Source organism: Janthinobacterium sp. LS2A, assembly GCF_036543145.1.
GTDB classification, from domain to species: Bacteria; Pseudomonadota; Gammaproteobacteria; order Burkholderiales; family Burkholderiaceae_D; genus Janthinobacterium; species Janthinobacterium aestuarii.
In genome coordinates, this window is record NZ_JAZHPB010000002.1 from 230588 (window position 1) to 250151 (window position 19564).

Sequence of the window (19564 nt, forward strand, 5' to 3'; positions counted from 1 at the left end):
TCGTTAGTTTTAAATACGTCTCGTTCGGTGCCTGTCGGCTTACGCGCCCTGGCGCTAAGCCGACCTACAAATGATGAATGCCCATGCATGCGCGTAGGTCGGATTAGCCCGCAGGGCGTAATCCGACGTGCAATCAATTGGCCAATGCCTTGCTGACCACTTCCATCACGTCATTCGACAAACTGGCCTGGCCGGCGACTTTTTCCAGCGCGTCGCGCATGGGGCTTTGCAGCGCGGGCACGTAACGGCGCCAGCGGTCCATCGAGCGCGCGAGGCGGGCAGCCACTTGCGGGTTCAGGGCGTCGAGCGCGATGACCTGCTCGGCCCAGAAGGCGTAGCCGCTGCCGTCCTGTGCATGGAACTGCGATGGATTGCCGTTGGTGAAATTGAAGATCAGGCTGCGCGCGCGGTTCGGATTTTTCAAGGTGAAGGCCGGATGCGTCATTAACTGGCGCACGGCTTGCACATCGGTCGTGGGCGCGGCCGCCTGCATGGCGAACCACTTGTCGACCACCAGCGCTTCGTTCTCGAAATCGCTATAGAAGCTGGTCAAAGCCGCCTGCGCGTGCGGCTGCGAGCCGGAATGAATCAGCGCCGCCAGCGCTGCTGCCCGGTCCGTCATGTTGCCGGCATTGTCGAACTGCCGCCGCGCCAGGTCCAGCTCCGCCGCTTCGGGTGCGATCAGCAGATACGACAGGGCCAGGTTTTTCAGCGCGCGCTTGCCCGCCGACAGGGCGTCCGGGCTGTACTCGCCCGGCGTCTGGTTGGCGTGGTACTGCGCCAGCAATTCAGGCTTCAGGGCTGCCGCGATGGTGCGGCGCATGAACTGGCGCGCCGCATGGATCGCTTGCGGGTCGACTTGCGCCATGCGCTCGGCGATGATGGTTTCCGACGGCAGGATCAGGGCCAGCTCGCGGAAGGCAGGATCGAGCGTGTCGTCGGCCAGCAAAGCGCGCTGCGCTTCAATGAAGGTGTCGTCCAGCGCCAGGGTCTCGCCGGCGGCGACGGCGCCCGTCAGTTTGAGCAGCCGCTCCATGGCCAGGCGCTGGCCCGCTTCCCAGCGGTTCACGGGATCGCTGTCGTGGCGGAACAGGTGCAGCAGTTCCGCGTCGGTATAGCCGTATTCGAGCACCACGGGCGCGGAAAAATCGCGCAGCAGCGACGGCACGGGCGCTTCCGCCACGTTCGTGAAGCGGAAGGTCTGCGACGCCTGCGTCAATTCCAGCACGACGCTGGTGGCGCCATCAGCTGCCACGCCATCCACGTGCAGCGGCAGATCACTGCCATCGGCAGCCAGCAAGCCGACGGTAACGGGAATGTGGAACGGCAGTTTCTTCGCCTGGCCCGGTGTGGCGGGGCAGCTTTGCGCCAGGGTCAGCTCGAACGTCCGGCTGGCAGCATCGTAGCGCGTGGAAGCGGTGACGATGGGCGTGCCAGCCTGGCTGTACCAGCGCTCGAATTGCATGAAATCGCGGCCATTCGCATCGGCCATGGCGGCACGGAAATCGTCGCACTGGACGGCCTGGCCATCGTGGCGCTCAAAATACAGGTCCATGCCTTTGCGGAAACCGTCGCGGCCCACGAGGGTCTGGTACATGCGCACCACTTCGGCGCCTTTTTCGTAGATGGTGACCGTGTAAAAGTTGTTGATCTCGACAAAGGAGTCGGGACGCACGGGATGGGCCATCGGACCCGCGTCTTCGGGGAACTGCGCCTGGCGCAAGGTGCGCACCTGGTCGATGCGCGTGACGGCGCGGCCCGTGTCCGTGCCGATCATGTCGGCCGAGAATTCCTGGTCGCGGAATACCGTCAAGCCTTCCTTCAGCGACAGCTGGAACCAGTCGCGGCACGTCACGCGGTTGCCGGTCCAGTTATGGAAGTATTCATGACCCACCACCGCTTCGATGCCCGCGTAATCGACGTCGGTGGCAACGCGCGAATTGGCCAGCACGTACTTGGTATTGAAAATATTCAGGCCCTTGTTTTCCATGGCGCCCATGTTGAAGTCGCCCACGGCGACGATCATGAAGCGGTCCAGGTCCAGCTCCAGGCCGAAGCGTTCCTCGTCCCAGCGGATCGAGTTTTTCAGCGACTGCATGGCGTAGTCGGTCTTATCGAGGTTGCCCTCTTCCACCCACACTTGCAGCAGCACTTCGCGGCCCGACTTCAAGGTGTAGCGCTCTTCCTGGCACACCAGGCGCGCGGCGACGAGGGCAAACAGGTACGATGGCTTCTTGAACGGATCTTCCCACTTGGCGTAATGGCGGCCGTCGCCCAGGTCGCCTTCTTCGATCAGGTTGCCATTCGATAGCAGCACAGGATATTGTTCCTTGTCGGCGCGCAGCATGACCGTGTACTTGGCCATCACGTCCGGACGGTCCGGGAAGAAGGTGATGCGGCGGAAGCCTTCCGCTTCGCACTGCGTGAAGAAATTATGGTTCGATACGTACAGGCCCGACAGCGACGTGTTGTCCTGCGGCGCCAGCACGGTCTCGATATCGAGCAGCACCTCGTCCGGCGCCTTGGGGATGGTCAGCATGCCGGCCGTCAGCTTGTACTGCGACGGCTTCAGCACCTTGCCATTCAGGCGTACCATCACCAGTTCGATATGTTCGCCGTGCAATTCAATGCTGCGGCTGGTGCTGGCCGGGTTGTGGCGCATATGGATCCGGCTCGCCACCACTGTGCGGGCGGGATCAAGATCGAAACCAAGTTCGACGCTGTCGACCAGGAAGCTGGGCGGCGTGTAATCTTTGCGGTAAATCGTCTGAGGGCTGTCTGTGCGCATAGGGATTTGGGTGGGAGCGGAGGCAAAAGCCTATTTTACCAACACCAGCCCCCGATAGTCGCGATTCAGCTCAGGAATGTTGGATTCCCTTACACGCCGACATGCTCGGTAACATTCTGTAATAATGAATAGAAACAAATAGAACTATTCTTATAATACTAAGTGATGAATTGTGTCTACTATCTGGAGGTCATGCAATGAAACGTTATCTCACCATCATGATGGCCGCATTGACCGTGTTGTTGACCGGATGCGCCACCACCATACGCAGCGATGTCACCGTCTTTCATGAGTGGCCTGCGCAATTACAGGACAAATCGTATGCGTTTGAAGCGCCAGCGGCGGAAAACGACACGCTGGAATACCGCAGCTACCAGAACCTGGTGCGCGCGGAACTGGCCAAGCACGGCTTTGGCGAAGCTTCCGGCCCTGCGGCAGCCAATTTGCGCGTAGCGATGAATTTCTCCACCGTCGACTATCCTGAGCGCGTGCTGCAGGCCACCGATCCATTCTGGTATGGTCCAGGCTACTGGCCTGGCCGCTATGGCTACCGCTACGGCGCATGGCCAGGCTATGGCCGCTTCGGCTACAACCCCTACTGGTATGGTCCGCTGGACCTCGAAGAAAGCGTGCGCCATAAATACGAACGCGAATTGCGCATCACGATCAATGACCGCAACGGCAAGAAACTGTACGACGTGACCGTGCAATCGACCAGCAACAAGCGCGCCACGTCGCAAGTGATGCCGGCCATGGTGGCAAGCGCCTTTGCCGATTTCCCCGGCCAGAGCGGCGTACCCCGTAAAGTCGAAGTCAAGGTGGACTGAGAGCGCCAGCCAAAACCTACTGCGCGTCGCGATCTACGGCCTGCGATGCTCACTGTACCTTCGTACAGTTGCGCTTCTCGACCGCAGCTCCCTTCCGCTCGCTACGGTTTTGTCAGGCGCGGAAAGTCTGAAGTATGCTTAAAAAAAACCCGGCTTGTGCATTGCTGCATCAGCCGGGTTTTTCATGTCTGCATTTCATTCCTAAGAATAATACGCCTCGGCCGCAAAGGTCAGCGCGCCGATCAGGGCCACGGCCAATAACAGCACGATCAGCAGGCGGCCGAATTTCGGCGTGCCGTCACTGCCGCCGCTCATGGCACGATGATGGTCGAGCCCGTCGTCTTGCGCGCTTCCAGGTCCGTGTGCGCCTGGGCGATATTGTCCAGACTGTAGCGCTGGTTGATCTCGATCTGCACCTCGCCGCTGCTGACGACGCCGAACAGCGAGGTCGCCATCTCTTCCAGGTTCGTGCGGTTCGACGCATAGCTGAACAGGGCTGGACGCGTGAGGAACAGCGAACCGCGCGAGGCCAGTTCGCCGAGGGTAAACGCGGGCACGGGACCGGAAGCGTTGCCGAAGCTGACCATCATGCCCAGCGGCGCCAGGCAGTCAAGCGAGCCCGTAAACGTATCCTTGCCGATGGAATCGTAAACCACCGAGACGCCCTTGCCGCCCGTGATTTCGCGCACGCGCTCGACGAAGTTTTCCGTGTTGTAGTTGATGACGTGGGCCGCGCCGTGCGCCTTGGCCAGCGCCACCTTTTCATCGGAGCCGGCCGTGCCGATCAGGTTCACGCCCAGCACTTTCGCCCACTGGCAGGCGATCAGGCCCACGCCACCCGCGGCCGCGTGAAACAGGATGGTGTCGCCCGCCTTCAGGGCCACCGTGCGGTGGAACAGGTATTGCACCGTCAAGCCTTGCAGCATCATGGCGGCCGCCGTGTCGAAAGCGATACGCTCGGGCAGCACCAGCAGCAGCGCTGCCGGCAGGTTGCGCTGCTGCGCATACGCGCCATTGATGCGCGCCGCATACGCCACCCGGTCGCCGACCTTCACTTCCGTGACACCCTCGCCCACCGCCTCGACGATGCCCGCGCCCTCGACGCCGAGGCCATTGGGCAGCGGCTGCGGGTACAAGCCCGTGCGGAAATACACGTCGATGAAATTGAGGCCGATGGCCTCGTGCCTGACGCGCGCCTCGCCGGGACCGGGCGGCGGCAGTTCCACGTCCACATATTCCATCACTTCCGGGCCGCCCGTGCGCTGCACGCGGATAGCTTTGGTGGTAATCGTTGCACTCATGCTCATCTCCTTGTCTGGGTGAATCAGGCGGCCGCGTTGGCCCGCGCCTGCAGTTGCGACAGCACCAGGTGCGCCGACGACAGATTTGTTGCGCACGCCACGTTGTGCACGTCGCAGGCACGCACCAGGGCGTTGATGTCTGGCTCGTGCGGCTGCGGCGTCATCGGGTCGCGCAGGAAGATCACGCAATCGATCAAGCCTTCCACCAGCAGGGAACCGATCTGCAAGTCACCGCCGAACGGGCCCGAATGCTTGCGCTCGACGGCCAGGCCCAGTTCATTGATCAGGCGCCCGCCCGTCGTGCCCGTGGCCGACAGTTCGCAGCCCTTTAAAAAATCCAGGTATTCGCCCGCCAGGGTAATCATGTCATCTTTTTTCTTGTCGTGGGCAATCAGGGCGATGCGTGTTTTCATGGTGAGGACTTTTCAGTGGGTGGATGAATTATTTCTTTTTCGACAGCAAGTAAATACCGGCCAATACCAGGCTGGTGCCCGCCAGTTGCCAGTTGGTGATCGGTTCATCGAGAATCATGGCGCCCAGGAACAGGGTCGACACGGGGCCGATCATGCCCGCTTGCGAAGCGACGGGCGCGCCGATGCGCTCGACGGCGATCATCGTCATGAAGACGGGCATCACCGTGCAAAAGATGCCATTCAGCAATGACAAACCATACACGGGCATGGGCTGGATCAGCAGTTCGACGGGGCGCAGGATGAAGAATTGGGCGATGCAGGCAAAGCTGGCCACGCACATCGCGTAGGAAACCAGCCGCATCGAGCCGATGCGTTTCACCAGTTCACCCGAGCCCAGCAGATACACGGCATACGAGCAGGCCGAGCCCAGCACCAAAGTGGAACCCAGCGCCACATTGCTGGCGCCGCCCTGCAAGTCATGCACGAACACCAGCACGATGCCGCAGTAGGACGTGAACAAGGCCAGCCACTGCAAGCGGCTGATGCTCTGCTTGAAGTACACGGTGGTAATCAGGAGCACAAACGTGGGTGTGAGGAACAGGATCAATCGCTCGAGTCCCACGGAAATGTATTGCAGGCCCAGGAAATCCAGGTAGCTGGACAGGTAGTAGCCGACGAGGCCCAGCCCGACGAGGCGCAGCCGGTCGCTGTTTGATAACGGCGGCTCCGTGCGCATCTTCCACCAGGCGATGACGGCGAACACGGGCAGCGAAAAAATCATCCTGAAGGCAATCAGGGTGACGGCGTCGATCTGGTAGCGGTACAGCAGCTTGGCGACGATGGCCTTGGTGGAAAACAGCACCGCCCCGCCCACGGCGATGGCCAGGCCACCGAGGTAGACGGAACGGGGAAGCGAAGATGGGGTTGCTTGCGGGGAACTGGAGCTCATGTCCAGATTGTAAGGCAAAAGCCAAAGGCGGCTACAACGCCCATGCCGTTGGTAAAGGTGACGTAGGTCGGGTTAGCCCAAAGGGCGTAACCCGACAACAACCACATAGCAAGCAAACACCACCAACCGCGCCAACCATGTTGTCGGATTACGCGCGGCTTTGCCGCGCTAATCCGACCTACGCTTGCCCCCCAAAAGCGCACAGGTCAGGCGTAGGTCGGGTTAGCCCAAAGGGCTTAACCCGACAACATCCCAGTGCAGCATTTAGGAGACGACTACCGCCGCCGCGCCCGCCGTCACGGTCGCCGTCGTCACCCGTGCAATCACGTTCGCCGGCGCCGCCGTGCCGATCAGTTTATTCACCTGCTTGAACTGCGCCACCAGCTTGCCCGGCGTCAAGGTGACCACCGTGTAGCCCTGCGCATCCGTGTTCAGATGCTTGATCCACGGGTTGTTGCCCAGGCCAGACAATTGCTGCGCCAGGCCCAGCAGGGTCACACTGAAGTCAGTGCTCGCTTTCAAGCCCGCCTGCACGGCAGCGACCGTCGCCTCCAGTTGCGCTTCCGGCACACCCTTGGCGGCCAGGGCGCCGCGCAGCTGCACGCGCAATTGCTCGAGCAGGCTGTCGACGGTGGGCGCCGCCTTGCCCATGGTGTAGTCGAGCAGGTTGACGTCGAGATTGACCGTGCCCAGGCCCGTGATGGGAATGGCCAGCGGGTAGCTGACGAGGGTGCCGATATCGCCCATGCTGCCGGCGGCCGACTTCAGGTAGCTGAAGAAGGAGTCCGAGCTGACGCCGGCCGACACCAGGTCCACCATGACGGGCGTGCCGCCGCCTGCCGCGTCGAAATCGTCGCTGACGGTGCCGGCAAAGAACGAGTGGATATCGCCGGTCAGCGCCACCACGTTGCCGATGGCATTGGTTTTCAGGTGCGACATCAGGTTCTTGCGCTCGCTGTTGTAGCCATCCCACTGGTCGCAATTGAGCAGGAAGCGCGTGAAGAACGGCGCCAGCGCCGCTTGCTGGCCCGATGCGGCGACAAAGCTCGATGCGGCGCCCTTGGCCTGCACATCTGGCTTGATCCAGCCAAAGGCGATCACTTGCGCGGCGGCGGCCGGCGAAGCGCTGTTGTAGGCGGCCACCGTGATGCCGGCCTGGGCCGCGCTCAAGCCGGCGCCCACGGCAGCGGCGCCCTGGGCGCTGGCGTTCGCTGCCGCGCCGGCAATGGCCATGGCCGCCGCTTGCGCCACGTTTTGCGCCGCGCCCGCCGTGGAAGCTGCCACGATGGCGGACGCCAGCGGCACGCTGCCGCCCACCAAAGGAAGGGTGCTGGCGATGGCCTGGCCCACCTTGCTCATGGCGCTCAACGCCAGCAAGGTGGCGATCGCATCCGTGCCATTCAAGCCCATGCGCAGCAAGGACACTTCATTGCCCCACAGTTTCCAGGTCGAGGTCGCCGCCTTCATCTTGCTTTTCCACCAGTCGCGCTGCGTGCTGCCCAGCATGCCGACAGCGGCCAGCGGGTCGGCGCCAGCCTTGGTGGCGGCCGCCATTTTCTGCCCTTCCACGCTGTCGAACAGCGCTTGCGGCACCAGGTAGCGGCTGCCGATGCTGCCCAGCGGCTTGCCCGTGGCCGGGTTGACGGTCGACTCGGCGATCGCATGGTCGGCGCGGTACAGGCGCTCGTCCGTCATCACCAGCTGCATCAGTTTGCCGAACTGGAAATCGCGGTAGATCTGGATGTTCTGGAACGTCGTCGCGGCGCTATCGAACGTGACGTCGGCCGGCATGTATTCGAACCAGGCCTGGTTGGCGCTGCGGCGGCGGGCCGGCTGATGCAGATCGGAGCCGTCGGCGGCCACGATGCCTTCGTAGGTGGAGGCGTCCTGCCAGGCGTCGTCCGTGAATTCATGGTCGTCCCAGATGGCGATGAAGGCAAAGCGCTCGTGCACGGCCTGCAGGCGCGCATCGGTGCGGTATTTCTTGTACAGGTAGCGGTAATCGGCCACCGTGGTTGCGTATTTGGCGCCGGACGCGCCGCTTTTGAAGGTGCCGTCGGGCAGTTTCAGCTGGTCGTGGCGGCTTTCCACGGCGCCGCTCTGGAACGCTTCGCCCACCGTTTCATAGATGTAGTCGCCCAGGTGGACGATGAAATCGAGGCTTTCATTGGCGGCGATGTGCGACAGCGCACCCCAGTGGTTGATGCTCCAGTCCTGGCACGTCAGGTAGGCGAACTGCAACTGCGATACGTCGGCCGTGGCGGCGGGCGCCGTCTTGAAGCGGCCCACGTTCGAGCGCACGTCGCCGGCGATGAACTGGTAAAAATACACCTGGCCCGGCTGCAAGCCCGTCACCTTGTGGCGCAAGGTATTGTCGAAATCGGCTTTCAGGGGCAATTTCGCGTCGACGATGGGCGTGCCCGCCAGGGCCGTGTTGCTGCCCAGGGCGGCCGTATTGTCGCTGGCACTGACGATCAGGCGCACGGCCACGTCGGACTTGCCGGCCACGGCGGGCGCGACGGCGTCGAAACTGGCGGGCACGACGCGCGTCCACAGCATGGCGCTGTCGGCGCGCGGGTCGCCCGACGCGACGCTTTGCGGGAATTTCCAGTCGCCGCCCGAAGCGAGCGGCACGCCAGGATCGCTGTAATCGGTGCTGCCGCAGGCGGCCAGGCCGGCGGTGGCCACGGAGACGGTAATGAAGCCGCCCAATTTCAGAAATTGCCGCCTGTCCATTTGACTTGCCATGATGTCGCGCCCTCGATATGGTGAAAGCGCGTCACTTTAGCAACAGATTATGTCATCCTGATGACGGGGCCATGCCGCTTGCCAGGGGGCCGATATGCTAAAATGTCGGCCACAATTGAACACCCGTCTAAGGAAGATTCGACATGGCAGGACATAGCAAATGGGCCAATATCAAGCATAAAAAGGCTGCCACCGATGCCAAGCGCGGCAAAATCTGGACGCGCCTGATCAAGGAAATCACGGTTGCGGCTCGCATGGGCGGCGCCGACGCCATCACCAATCCGCGCCTGCGCCTGGCGGTCGACAAGGCGGCTGACGCCAATATGCCAAAAGACAACGTCCAGCGCGCGATCAACCGCGGCAGCGGCGGCGTCGATGGCGCCAACTACGAAGAAGTGCGCTACGAAGGCTACGGCGTGGGCGGCGCGGCCGTCATCGTCGAATGCATGACCGACAACAAGGTGCGCACGGTGGCCGAAGTACGCAACGCCTTCAACAAGAACGGCGGCAACATGGGCAACGAAGGCTCGGTCGCCTTCATGTTCCAGCACTGCGGCCAGTTGCTGTTCGCGCCGGGCACCGACGAAGACAAGCTGATGGAAGCGGCCCTGGAAGCGGGTGCCGACGACGTCATCGCCGATGAAGAAGGCGGCTTCGAAGTGGTGACCCCCGTGCACGATTTCGCCACCGTCAAGGAAGCGCTGGAAGCGGCCGGCTTCAAGGCCGAAGTGGCCGAAGTCATCATGAAACCGGCGACGGAAACCGTGTACTCGGGCGACGACGCCATCAAGATGCAAAAGCTGATCGATGCGCTGGAACTGCTGGACGACGTGCAGGAAGTGTTTACCAACGCGCTGATAGAGAATTAATCACTCTGTACTCAAGGGCGGCACCGCCGCCCTGCAACCCACATTGAACGAACGGTCCCTATGAAAATTCTGGTAGTCGGCTCTGGCGGCCGCGAACACGCCCTGGCCTGGAAACTGGCCCAGTCCGAACGCATACAGATGGTGTATGTCGCGCCGGGCAACGGCGGCACCGCGCGCGATGCGCGCCTGGTCAATCTCGACATCAGCGACCCGCAATTGCTGGCCGACTTCGTTCAGCAGGAACACATCGGCCTGACGGTCGTCGGCCCGGAAGTGCCGCTGGCAGCGGGCATCGTCAACCTGTTCCGCTCGCGCGGCCTGAAAATCTTCGGCCCGACCAAGGAAGCGGCGCAGCTGGAATCGTCGAAAGACTTCGCCAAGGCCTTCATGCAGCGCCACGGCATCCCGACGGCCGCCTACCAGACGTTCTCCGACGTCGCTCCCGCGCATGCCTACATCGACGCCATGGGTGCGCCCATCGTCATCAAGGCCGACGGCCTGGCCGCCGGCAAGGGCGTCGTCGTTGCCATGACCCTGGAAGAAGCGCACCAGGCGGTCGACATGATGCTGTCCGATAACCAGTTCGGCGACGCCGGCGCGCGCATCGTCATCGAGGAATTCCTCGCTGGCGAAGAAGCGAGCTTCATCGTCATGTGCGACGGCAAGAACATCCTGCCGCTGGCCACCAGCCAGGATCACAAGCGCCTGAAGGACCACGACCAGGGTCCGAACACGGGCGGCATGGGCGCGTATTCGCCAGCGCCGATCGTCACGCCGGCCATGCATGCGCGCGTCATGCGCGAGATCATCGTGCCGACCATCCAGGGCATGGCCAAGGATGGCATCACGTTCACGGGCTTCCTGTACGCGGGCCTGATGATCGACGACAAGGGCACGCCGAAGACGCTGGAATTCAACTGCCGCATGGGCGACCCGGAAACGCAGCCGATCATGGCGCGCCTGAAGACAGATCTGGTCACCGTCATGGAACACGCCGTCAACGGCACCTTGGACGCCGTGGAACTGGAATGGGACCGCCGCACGGCCGTCGGCGTCGTGATGGCCGCCGCCGGCTACCCGGACGATCCGGTCAAGGGTACGGCGATCGGCGACATCCCGGCCGAAACGCCGGACTCCGTCACCTTCCATGCGGGCACCCGCATCGACGGCGAACGCCTGGTCACCAACGGCGGCCGCGTGCTGTGCGTCGTGGGCCTGGGCGACAGCATCAAGATGGCGCAGAAGCAGGCGTATGAAACCGTGGAAAAAATCCATTTCGACGGCGCGCAATACCGCCGCGACATCGGCTGGCGCGGTTTGAAACACTGATCAGCCCTTTAGCGGCAAACGGCGGGGCCGGCGCGGAAGTCATCCGCCCCGGCCCCGTTTTAATTGGCGCGCCGGGAAAACGGGCTTTGCGCTAAGATTTTGCCTTTCAGACAAAACTGCCACCCATGCCCAGCCCCAGCCACATTCATCCCTCACTCGCCCAGGTACGCCAGCTCGGTCTGATCACGGACGATGAACTCGACGACGCCATCGCCGAACTGGAGATCATCGAACTGCAGCGCAAGCATAACGAGGAAGAAGGCATCGACGTGCCGGAACTGGCCGCTGGCGCGGGGCTTGTCGACACCCTGGCATGGCTGCTGCTCACGGACCTGCTGCCACAGGACGACTTTTTGCAGCGGGTGCGCGACCTGCCGCGCCAGCATGGCGGCGCGGCCCTGCTCGAACGCCAGCAACTGGCCGCCGACGCGCTGCGGCAAGTCAACCGCCAGGCCATCGACACCCTGTACGACGAAGACCTGATCGACCAGTGGCAGCGCGACGCCGCGCACGCCCGCTTGCCGGCGGACCGCCTGCTCGCCTCGCCGGTCGCCGCCCTGCGCGACATGCTACGGCAAGGTATCTTGTCCGCGCCCCAATTCGAGGCGCTGCGCCTGCGCACTCGCCAGCGCGGCTCGGAGCTGGGCCGCATCATCGTCGATGGCGCCGCGCAGCGGGCCCACCGCCCCGCGTATGCGCGCCCGGTGACATGGGTAATGCCCGCGCTGCTGCTGGTGGTGGTATTGGCCGTTGCCGGCCGCGCCATCGTGTCCCGGCAGGCCCCCGCTCCCGCCACCATCGCCGAGCAGGGCGTCGAACGGCCTGAGCTGCAGCAGAACGCCGCGCACGCCGTCGAAAGCGCACGCCTGCCCGGCGCCGGGCCGGACCTGTCCATCACCGTCGTGCAGGACGGCGCCACGCCGCCGGCGCCTTGAACCACAACGCACTTCCCGCGCAGGCGGCCATGATGGCATACTGCCGTTTTGCCACCAATGCGGGGAAGCCATGGCCTGGAATGAAGGATACGTGTCGGATATCGAGTACACCAACGGTTTTTACAGCGACCTGAGTCCACATCACCTCAATTTCAGCTGCATCCTCAACGGCGTCGAACCGGTGCCCCTGGACCAGCCCTACACCTACTTTGAACTGGGCTTCGGCCGTGGCCAGACGCTCAATGTCCTGGCGGCCGCCAATGCCAACGGCCGTTTCTACGGCAACGATTTCAACCCGGCCCATGTCGCTGGCGCACGCGCCCTGGCGGCCAAGGCCCAGTCGAGCAATCTAACCCTGCTGGAAAACAGCTTTGAAGAATTGGCCCAGGGCCACGTGCCCGATCTGCCGCAGTTCGACTTCATTACCCTGCACGGCATCTACACCTGGGTCAACCGCGAGAACCGCCAGCATATCGTCGACTTCATCGCACGCTACCTGAAACCGGGCGGCATCGTTTCGCTCAGTTATAACGCCATGCCTGGCTGGAGTTCCGCCCTGCCCCTGCAGCGCCTGCTGCTGGAGTTTGCCGCCAGCTTCCCCGGCCGCAGCGACTTGCAGATGCAGGCTGGCATCGCCTACGTGCAGCAGCTGCAGAACCTGCAGGCCGGCTACATCGCGGACAATCCCGCACTCGCGCCGCGCCTCAATGCGCTCATCAACAGCGATCCCCATTACAGCGTGCATGAATACCTGAACCAGAACTGGGAGCCGTTGTACCACACGGACGTGATGCGCGATGTGGCGCGCGCCAAGCTCGATTTTGCCGGCTCCGCCGACCTGCCTTTTGCCTTTCCCGCGCTGTATCTGAACGCCGACCAGCAAGCCACCATCGACTTGCTGCCCGACGCCGCCATGCGCGAAATGATGAAGGATTATTTTCTCAATACCAGCTTCCGCAAGGATGTGCTGGTGCGGGGCGCGCGCCGCATGGGGGCCGTGCGCCAGGCCGAGTGCCTCGCCAGCGTGCACCTGGCCATGCTGGTGCCGCGTGAAAAAATGGTCTTTACCTTCCATACCAAGGCGGGCGTCGTGACAGGAAACGAGCAGGTCTACGGCGCCGTCTGCGATGCGCTGGCGACCGGCCCGCATAGTCTGGCCGACCTGGCCGCACTGCCCTCCTTGCCCGGACAGAGCGTGCAAAGCCTGGCGGAGGTGGCGGCCATGCTGGTCACCGGCAGCCAGGTCGTGATGTATTTCCCGGCTGGGGCGCAGGACGGCAGCGGCGACGCGGCCGCGCGCCGCCTGAACCAGGCCATCGGCGCGCAGCTGCGCTACGGCGACGGCAATCGTGTCCTGTGTTCGCCATTGGCAGGCAGCGGCATCGACACGGAATTCATCGACCGGCTGCTGTTTTCGCTGCTCATCCAGGAAGGGGAACAGCCGGATCTGGCCACTTTGCAGGCACAGGCGGCCAGCGCCATGGCGCACTGCGGGCGCCGCCTGCTCAATGAGGGCGCGGCATGCGACGACGAGGCGGCGCACCAGCAGCTGCTCAACGCAGCCATCGAGGAATTCCTGCGTGAGAAACTGCCCGTGCTGCAGCAGTTGCGCATGCTGTAAGGGGCGCTGGCCGCAAAACCACAGCGCCAGCGCCGCCCTATCACAAAAACGCGTAACAGGGTACAATCCGTCCTTACTTTTTTATTTCGGCCTCGTCGGCCCACGCGATGTCGTCAACTCCCTCCCCTTCGGCCGTCAAGGCTTATTTGCTCGATTTGCAAAGCCGTATCGTGCAGGCGCTCGAAGCGCAGGACGGCAAGCCCTTCCTGACCGATACCTGGCAGCGCCCCGAGGGCGGCGGCGGCATTTCGCGGCTGATCGAGGAAGGCAATGTGTTCGAGCGTGGCGGCGTGAATTTTTCGCACGTCACCGGCGCCGCGCTGCCTCCGTCGGCAGCGGCCGCGCGCCCTGAACTCAGTGGCAAGGCATGGGAAGCGATGGGCGTGTCGCTGGTGCTGCATCCGCGCAATCCCTACGCGCCCACGGTGCACATGAATGTACGGTTCTTCAGCACCGTGAATGCCGATGGCGCACCCGTATGGTGGTTCGGCGGCGGCATGGATTTGACGCCGTATTACGGCGACGTGGACGACGTGAAGCATTTCCACCAGGTGTGCCACGATGCGCTGACGCCGTTTGGCGACGAGCTGCATCCGAAATTCAAACAGTGGTGCGACGATTATTTCTACCTGAAGCACCGGCGCGAAGCGCGCGGCGCCGGCGGGATCTTCTTCGACGACTTCAACGCCCTGGGCTTTGACGGCAGTTTCGCCATGATGCGCAGCGCCGGCGACGCCTTCATCGAGGCCTATGTTCCGATCGTGGCGCGCCGCAAGGACACGCCGTATGGCGAACGCGAACGCGATTTCCAGTGCTACCGGCGCGGACGCTATGTCGAGTTCAACCTGGTGTTCGACCGAGGCACCCTGTTCGGCCTGCAGTCGGGCGGACGCACCGAGGCGATCCTGATGTCGATGCCGCCCGTGGTCAAGTGGCGCTACGACTGGCACCCGGAAGCGGGCAGTCCGGAAGCGGCGTTGTATACTGACTTCCTCGTGCATCGCGACTGGCTGCAGGCGTGACCGACGGTAGTACGGCGTGCGTGGCGCTGCTCGGCGGCAGCTACGATCCGGTGCATATGGGCCATGTCGCGCTGGGCACGCATTTTTCCAGCCTGCTGCACGCCGATGAACTGCGCGTGATACCGGCGGGCGCGCCCTGGCAAAAGGGTAGCCTGGGCGCCACCGGCCAGCAGCGCGCCGAGATGGCCGGCCTGGCCTTTGCCGGCCTGCCCCTGCCCGTGGTGATCGACCGCCAGGAAATCGAGCGCAGCGAACATGGCCAGGCCAGCTACACCATCGATACCTTGCGCCAGGTACGCGCCGAGCTGGGACCGCGCGCTTCCATCGTTTTCCTGATGGGCGCCGACCAGCTGCAGCGGCTCGCGACATGGCGCGAATGGCAGCAATTATTTGAATACGCGCATATCTGCGTCGCGGCCCGCCCCGGCTTCGCGCTGAATGACACAGCAGTACCGCAAGTGGTCGCCGACGAATTTTCGCGCCGCCTGGGGTCTCTGGAAAGCATCCGCAACACGCCGCACGGTCTGACTTATCTGGCACAGGACTTCGCGGTGGATATCTCCGCCACCGAAATACGTGCGGCATTACAACGGGGGAATCGGGCAAACTCGCTTGTTTCCCCGCTAGTGCTAGACTATATTGAACAACATAATTTATACAAAAGCTAAATGGACATCAAAAAACTGCAAACCCTCGTCGTTGACGCCCTTGAAGACGTCAAAGGCCAAGACATCGCCGTCTTCGAAACGAGTCACCTGACCAGCCTGTTCGACCGCATCGCGATCGTCTCCGGCACCTCGAACCGTCAAACCAAGGCGCTGGCCGCCTCGGTACGCGACAAGGTCAAGGATGCCGGCGGCCAGATCATCGGCATGGAAGGCGAGGAGACCGGTGAATGGGTGCTGGTCGATCTGGGCGACATGATCGTCCACATCATGCAAGCGCCTATCCGCGCCTACTACCGCCTGGAAGAAATCTGGGGCGACACGCCGGTCAAGCTGGGTGCCGCCAAGCGCGCGCCGAAAAAAGCCGCCGGCGACGAGCCGAAAAAGGTCAGCGGCCATCTGGCGGCAAGCAAGGCCAATGTGGAAGCTTCGCCCGTGATCGAGAAAAAGACACCGGCGAAGAAAGCCACGGCCGCTACCGCCGCAAAGAAAGCCCCGGCGAAAAAAGCCACCGCTTCCAAAGCTGTCGGCAAGACCGTGAAAGTCGCGCCAACCAAGACCGAAGCGGCTGCCGTGAAAGCACTGAAAGCGCTGCCAGAGAAAAAAGTACGCGCCCCACGCGCGGCCAAGCCGGCAGCCGATGCTGCACCGGCAAAAACCGTGATCAAGCGTATCAAAAAAGTCGAAGCGTAAGCCTCGATGCAGCTCATCATCGCTGCGGTCGGCCATAAAATGCCGGCCTGGATAGAGACGGGCTTCGCGGAATACGCGAAGCGCATGCCGCCGGAATTGCGCATCGTGCTGAAAGAAATCAAGCCGGTGGAGCGTTCCGGCAGCAAGACCGCCGCCACGGCGATGGCGCTGGAACGCGAACGCATCGAAGCCGTCCTGCCCAAGGGCGTGCGCATCATCGCCCTCGACGAACGCGGCAAGGACCTGACCAGCGTCGGCCTGTCGCAGCAATTGATGGCGTGGCAGCAGGATGGCCGCGACACCGCCTTTTTGATCGGCGGCGCCGACGGCCTCGATCCGCAACTCAAGGCACGTGCCGAAGGCATGCTGCGCATTTCCAGCATGACCCTGCCGCACGGCGTGGTGCGCGTGATCCTCGCCGAGCAGCTCTACCGCGCCTGGTCGATCACGCAAAACCACCCCTATCACCGCGTCTGAACTCCTCCATGAAAACGGCTGATCACAAGATCTACCTCGCTTCCAAAAGCCCGCGCCGGCGCGAACTGCTGCGCCAGATCGGCGTCGATTTCGAATTGCTGCTGCTGCGCAGCGACGGCCCGCGCGGCGCCGACGTCACCGAGGAAGTCCTCCCCGGCGAATCGGCGCTCGACTATGTCGCCCGCGTGTCGAATGAAAAAGCCGCCTTCGCGTGGGACCTCGTGCGCCGCCGCCACCTGACCCCGCGTCCCGTACTGGCGGCCGACACCACCGTCACCATCGACGGCGCCATCCTCGGCAAACCGGCCGACCGCGCCGAAGCCGTGGCCATGCTGGAGCAGCTGTCGGGCCGCACGCACGAGGTACTCACCTCGATCGCCGTGCACTACAAAAACTTCGCCGAGCAGCGCACGCAGGTATCGCAAGTGCGCTTCGGCGTGCTCTCGCCCGCCTCGATCGCCGCGTATTGCGCTACGCCGGAACCGTACGACAAGGCCGGCGCCTACGGCATCCAGGGCAGCGCCGCCCTGTTCGTCGAGCATATCGAAGGCAGCCATTCCGGCATCATGGGCCTGCCCCTGTACGAAACCGCACAGTTGCTACGACTGGCAGGTTTGCCCCTGCCCTGATCCCGGGTATGATGTCATTCGTTGCCTCCACTCCCGCGCCTCCATGAACGAAGACATCCTGATCAATATCACGCCGCAAGAAACGCGCGTCGCCCTCATCCTGCAGGGCGCCGTGCAGGAATTGCACATCGAGCGCACGCTCACGCGCGGCCTGGCCGGCAATGTGTATTCCGGCAAGGTGGTGCGGGTGTTGCCGGGCATGCAATCGGCCTTCATCGACATCGGCCTGGAGCGCGCCGCCTTCCTGCACGTGGCCGATATCTGGGAAGCGCGCGGCCACGACGGCCAGAACGCCACGCCGGCGCCGATTGAAAAAATTCTCTTCGACGGCCAGGTGCTGACGGTGCAGGTGATCAAGGACCCGATCGGCACCAAGGGCGCGCGCCTGTCGACGCAGATTTCCATCGCCGGGCGCATGCTCGTGTACCTGCCGCAAGACAAGCACATCGGCATCTCGCAGAAGATCGAGAAGGAAGCGGAGCGTGAGCAGTTGCGCGTGCGCCTGCAAAGCCTGCTGCCGCCCGATGAAAAGGGCGGCTACATCGTGCGTACCATGGCCGAGGACGCGTCCGACGCGGACCTGAAGGCGGACGTCGACTACCTGCGCAAGACTTGGAGCACCATCACGCACGGCGCGCGCACGCGCCCCGCCACCAGCCTGCTGCATCAGGACTTGAGCCTGGCGCAGCGCGTGCTGCGCGACTTCGTCGGCGATGAAACGGCCACCATCCAGGTCGATTCGCGCGAAAACTATGTGAAATTGCGCGAATTCGCGGAGATCTACACGCCCAGCGAACTGACACGCTTGCAGCACTACACGGGCGAGCGCCCGCTGTTCGACCTGTATGGCGTGGAAGAAGAGATCTTGCGCGCGCTGGGCCGCAGGGTCGACCTGAAATCGGGCGGCTATCTGATCGTCGATCAGACGGAAGCGATGACCACCATCGACGTCAACACGGGTGGTTTCGTCGGCGGGCGCAATTTTGCCGACACGATTTTCAAGACCAACCTGGAAGCGGCGCACGCGATCGCGCGCCAGCTGCGCCTGCGCAACCTGGGCGGCATCATCATCCTCGACTTCATCGACATGGACAATGCCGAGCACCGCAACGCCGTGCTGGCCGAACTCAAACGCACGCTGTCGCGCGACCGCACCAAGGTTTCGGTGAGCAATTTCTCCCCGCTGGGCCTGGTGGAAATGACGCGCAAGCGCACGCGCGAATCGCTGGCGCACATCCTGTGCGAACCGTGCCCCGCCTGCGCCGGCAAGGGACAAGTCAAGACGTCGCGCACGATCTGCTATGAAATCCTGCGCGAACTGCTGCGCGAGGCAAAACAGTTCAACCCGCGCGAATTTCGCATCCTCGCGTCGCAGGAAGTCGTGGATCTGTTCCTCGAAGAAGAATCGCAGCACCTGGCCATGCTCGGTGATTTCATCGGCAAGAAAATCTCGCTGCAGGTGGAGAATGCCTACCACCAGGAGCAGTACGACGTGATTTTGATGTAGCCATGCCGGGCACCACCGCCTTCTGGCGCGACCCGGCTCTGCCCCACGTGGAAAGCCGGCGCGCCTGCCACAGCCGGGCGTGCTACAAGCCGCACAGTCATCCCACGTTTTCCATCGGCGCCGTCGACGCTGGTGGCAGCGTCTTTACGGGCAGCCAGGACGGCCAGGCCGTGCTCGCCAATGGCAGCCTGGTGCTGGTGCCGGCCGGCTGCGTACATGCCTGCAATCCCCTGCCTGACGCCCTGTGGAGCTACCAGATGCTGCATCTCGATGCACAGTGGCTGCAGGCACACGCGCCGGCGCTCGATGGCGACACGGCGACGGTGCTGCACTGCCCGCTGCTGTATGCGCAGTTTTGCGCCATGAATGCGCTGCTGTTTTCCACGGCCGGTGCGGCGGATAAAGATGCGGCGCTGCTGGCGTTCCTGGACGCTTGCGCCAGCGCCCGTGCAGACTTGCTGCCCTCGGAACGCAAGCCGGTGCCGCAACGGCTGGCGCCCGTACTCGCAACGCTGCAGGCGCGGCCCTCGGCCAGCCTGCGGCAACTGGCGCAAGCGGCAGGCCTGAGCCCGTATCAATTGATCCGCGCCTTTCGCGCCGCCACGGGCATGACGCCGCATGCCTACCAGTTGAACGCGCACGTCAACCGCGCGCGCAGCAGCCTGCAGGCGGGGACGGCGTTGGCGCAACTGGCGCATGAGCTGGGCTTTGCGGACCAGAGCCATTTTCAGCGCGTGTTCAAAGCCCATACGGGCATCACGCCGGGACGCTACCGCTAAGCTGCAATTTTC

The 19564-nt window shown here is 63.3% G+C and carries 17 protein-coding genes; 12 read left to right on the forward strand and 5 right to left on the reverse strand.

Features of this window, described 5'->3' with window-relative positions; all coding sequences use genetic code 11:
* Nucleotides 1-133 precede the first annotated feature (133 nt).
* Complete coding sequence (gene pepN / locus V3C40_RS06845) at nt 134-2788, reverse strand: aminopeptidase N (RefSeq protein WP_331776977.1); 2655 nt, start codon at nt 2786-2788, stop codon at nt 134-136.
* A gap of 197 nt (nt 2789-2985) precedes the next feature.
* Here pepN and V3C40_RS06850 point away from each other — a divergent pair, with 197 nt between their 5' ends.
* Nucleotides 2986-3615 (forward strand): DUF4136 domain-containing protein, encoded by a 630-nt coding sequence (locus tag V3C40_RS06850; RefSeq protein ID WP_072455660.1) that lies wholly within the window; start codon nt 2986-2988, stop codon nt 3613-3615.
* A gap of 311 nt (nt 3616-3926) precedes the next feature.
* Here the strand turns inward: V3C40_RS06850 and V3C40_RS06855 are convergent, their stop codons facing one another.
* The 4 genes from V3C40_RS06855 to V3C40_RS06870 all read right to left on the reverse strand — a co-directional run bounded on the left by V3C40_RS06855 (nt 3927) and on the right by V3C40_RS06870 (nt 9026).
* On the reverse strand, nt 3927-4916 hold the full coding sequence (locus V3C40_RS06855; RefSeq protein ID WP_034747141.1) for a quinone oxidoreductase family protein: 990 nt from the start codon (nt 4914-4916) through the stop codon (nt 3927-3929).
* A 23-nt stretch (nt 4917-4939) separates the two neighbouring features.
* Nucleotides 4940-5329, reverse strand: a complete 390-nt coding sequence (locus tag V3C40_RS06860; protein WP_092608131.1) for a methylglyoxal synthase — start codon at nt 5327-5329, stop codon at nt 4940-4942.
* 28 nt (nt 5330-5357) lie between these two features.
* Complete coding sequence (locus tag V3C40_RS06865) at nt 5358-6278, reverse strand: DMT family transporter (protein WP_319990811.1); 921 nt, start codon at nt 6276-6278, stop codon at nt 5358-5360.
* 264 nt (nt 6279-6542) lie between these two features.
* Entirely contained in the window at nt 6543-9026 is a 2484-nt protein-coding gene (locus tag V3C40_RS06870; protein WP_331776978.1) for an alkaline phosphatase D family protein, read from the reverse strand.
* A gap of 143 nt (nt 9027-9169) precedes the next feature.
* Between V3C40_RS06870 and V3C40_RS06875 the strand changes: the two genes are divergently transcribed.
* The 11 genes from V3C40_RS06875 (at nt 9170) to V3C40_RS06925 (ending at nt 19552) form a co-directional block, all read left to right on the forward strand.
* Complete coding sequence (locus tag V3C40_RS06875) at nt 9170-9895, forward strand: YebC/PmpR family DNA-binding transcriptional regulator (protein WP_034747129.1); 726 nt, start codon at nt 9170-9172, stop codon at nt 9893-9895.
* Between the two features lie 60 nt (nt 9896-9955).
* Nucleotides 9956-11224, forward strand: coding sequence for a phosphoribosylamine--glycine ligase (gene purD / locus V3C40_RS06880; protein ID WP_046686096.1), 1269 nt, complete (start codon nt 9956-9958; stop codon nt 11222-11224).
* Between the two features lie 125 nt (nt 11225-11349).
* Nucleotides 11350-12159: a hypothetical protein gene (locus tag V3C40_RS06885; RefSeq protein ID WP_331776979.1), complete on the forward strand. Its 810-nt coding sequence runs from the start codon at nt 11350-11352 to the stop codon at nt 12157-12159.
* 70 nt (nt 12160-12229) lie between these two features.
* Nucleotides 12230-13780 carry a class I SAM-dependent methyltransferase gene (locus V3C40_RS06890; RefSeq protein WP_331776980.1) on the forward strand — a complete coding sequence of 517 codons (1551 nt, stop codon included), beginning with the start codon at nt 12230-12232 and terminating at the stop codon, nt 13778-13780.
* 107 nt (nt 13781-13887) lie between these two features.
* A complete protein-coding gene (gene hemF, locus V3C40_RS06895) occupies nt 13888-14802 on the forward strand; it encodes an oxygen-dependent coproporphyrinogen oxidase (protein WP_331776981.1) in 915 nt (304 codons plus the stop codon).
* Nucleotides 14799-15470 (forward strand): nicotinate-nucleotide adenylyltransferase, encoded by a 672-nt coding sequence (nadD, locus tag V3C40_RS06900; RefSeq protein WP_302622640.1) that lies wholly within the window; start codon nt 14799-14801, stop codon nt 15468-15470. The genes hemF and nadD overlap by 4 nt, the downstream gene beginning before the upstream one ends.
* Nucleotides 15471-16160 carry a ribosome silencing factor gene (gene rsfS / locus V3C40_RS06905; protein ID WP_058050453.1) on the forward strand — a complete coding sequence of 230 codons (690 nt, stop codon included), beginning with the start codon at nt 15471-15473 and terminating at the stop codon, nt 16158-16160.
* A gap of 6 nt (nt 16161-16166) precedes the next feature.
* Nucleotides 16167-16637 (forward strand): 23S rRNA (pseudouridine(1915)-N(3))-methyltransferase RlmH, encoded by a 471-nt coding sequence (gene rlmH, locus V3C40_RS06910; RefSeq protein WP_034747108.1) that lies wholly within the window; start codon nt 16167-16169, stop codon nt 16635-16637.
* Between the two features lie 8 nt (nt 16638-16645).
* Complete coding sequence (locus V3C40_RS06915) at nt 16646-17266, forward strand: Maf family protein (RefSeq protein WP_072455678.1); 621 nt, start codon at nt 16646-16648, stop codon at nt 17264-17266.
* A gap of 43 nt (nt 17267-17309) precedes the next feature.
* Nucleotides 17310-18773 (forward strand): ribonuclease G, encoded by a 1464-nt coding sequence (rng, locus tag V3C40_RS06920; protein ID WP_034747098.1) that lies wholly within the window; start codon nt 17310-17312, stop codon nt 18771-18773.
* 2 nt (nt 18774-18775) lie between these two features.
* Nucleotides 18776-19552 (forward strand): AraC family transcriptional regulator, encoded by a 777-nt coding sequence (locus V3C40_RS06925; protein ID WP_331776982.1) that lies wholly within the window; start codon nt 18776-18778, stop codon nt 19550-19552.
* Nucleotides 19553-19564 lie beyond the last annotated feature (12 nt).

Coding starts and splice junctions, on each gene's coding strand:
- V3C40_RS06865 (WP_319990811.1), bottom strand. CDS start 6,278: ATGAGCTCCAGTTCCCCGCAAGCAACCCCATCTTCGCTTCCCCGTTCC.
- rsfS (WP_058050453.1), top strand. CDS start 15,471: ATGGACATCAAAAAACTGCAAACCCTCGTCGTTGACGCCCTTGAAGAC.
- V3C40_RS06915 (WP_072455678.1), top strand. CDS start 16,646: ATGAAAACGGCTGATCACAAGATCTACCTCGCTTCCAAAAGCCCGCGC.
- purD (WP_046686096.1), top strand. CDS start 9,956: ATGAAAATTCTGGTAGTCGGCTCTGGCGGCCGCGAACACGCCCTGGCC.
- pepN (WP_331776977.1), bottom strand. CDS start 2,788: ATGCGCACAGACAGCCCTCAGACGATTTACCGCAAAGATTACACGCCG.
- V3C40_RS06855 (WP_034747141.1), bottom strand. CDS start 4,916: ATGAGTGCAACGATTACCACCAAAGCTATCCGCGTGCAGCGCACGGGC.
- V3C40_RS06870 (WP_331776978.1), bottom strand. CDS start 9,026: ATGGCAAGTCAAATGGACAGGCGGCAATTTCTGAAATTGGGCGGCTTC.
- V3C40_RS06860 (WP_092608131.1), bottom strand. CDS start 5,329: ATGAAAACACGCATCGCCCTGATTGCCCACGACAAGAAAAAAGATGAC.
- rng (WP_034747098.1), top strand. CDS start 17,310: ATGAACGAAGACATCCTGATCAATATCACGCCGCAAGAAACGCGCGTC.
- V3C40_RS06890 (WP_331776980.1), top strand. CDS start 12,230: ATGGCCTGGAATGAAGGATACGTGTCGGATATCGAGTACACCAACGGT.
- rlmH (WP_034747108.1), top strand. CDS start 16,167: ATGCAGCTCATCATCGCTGCGGTCGGCCATAAAATGCCGGCCTGGATA.
- V3C40_RS06850 (WP_072455660.1), top strand. CDS start 2,986: ATGAAACGTTATCTCACCATCATGATGGCCGCATTGACCGTGTTGTTG.
- V3C40_RS06885 (WP_331776979.1), top strand. CDS start 11,350: ATGCCCAGCCCCAGCCACATTCATCCCTCACTCGCCCAGGTACGCCAG.
- hemF (WP_331776981.1), top strand. CDS start 13,888: ATGTCGTCAACTCCCTCCCCTTCGGCCGTCAAGGCTTATTTGCTCGAT.
- V3C40_RS06875 (WP_034747129.1), top strand. CDS start 9,170: ATGGCAGGACATAGCAAATGGGCCAATATCAAGCATAAAAAGGCTGCC.
- V3C40_RS06925 (WP_331776982.1), top strand. CDS start 18,776: ATGCCGGGCACCACCGCCTTCTGGCGCGACCCGGCTCTGCCCCACGTG.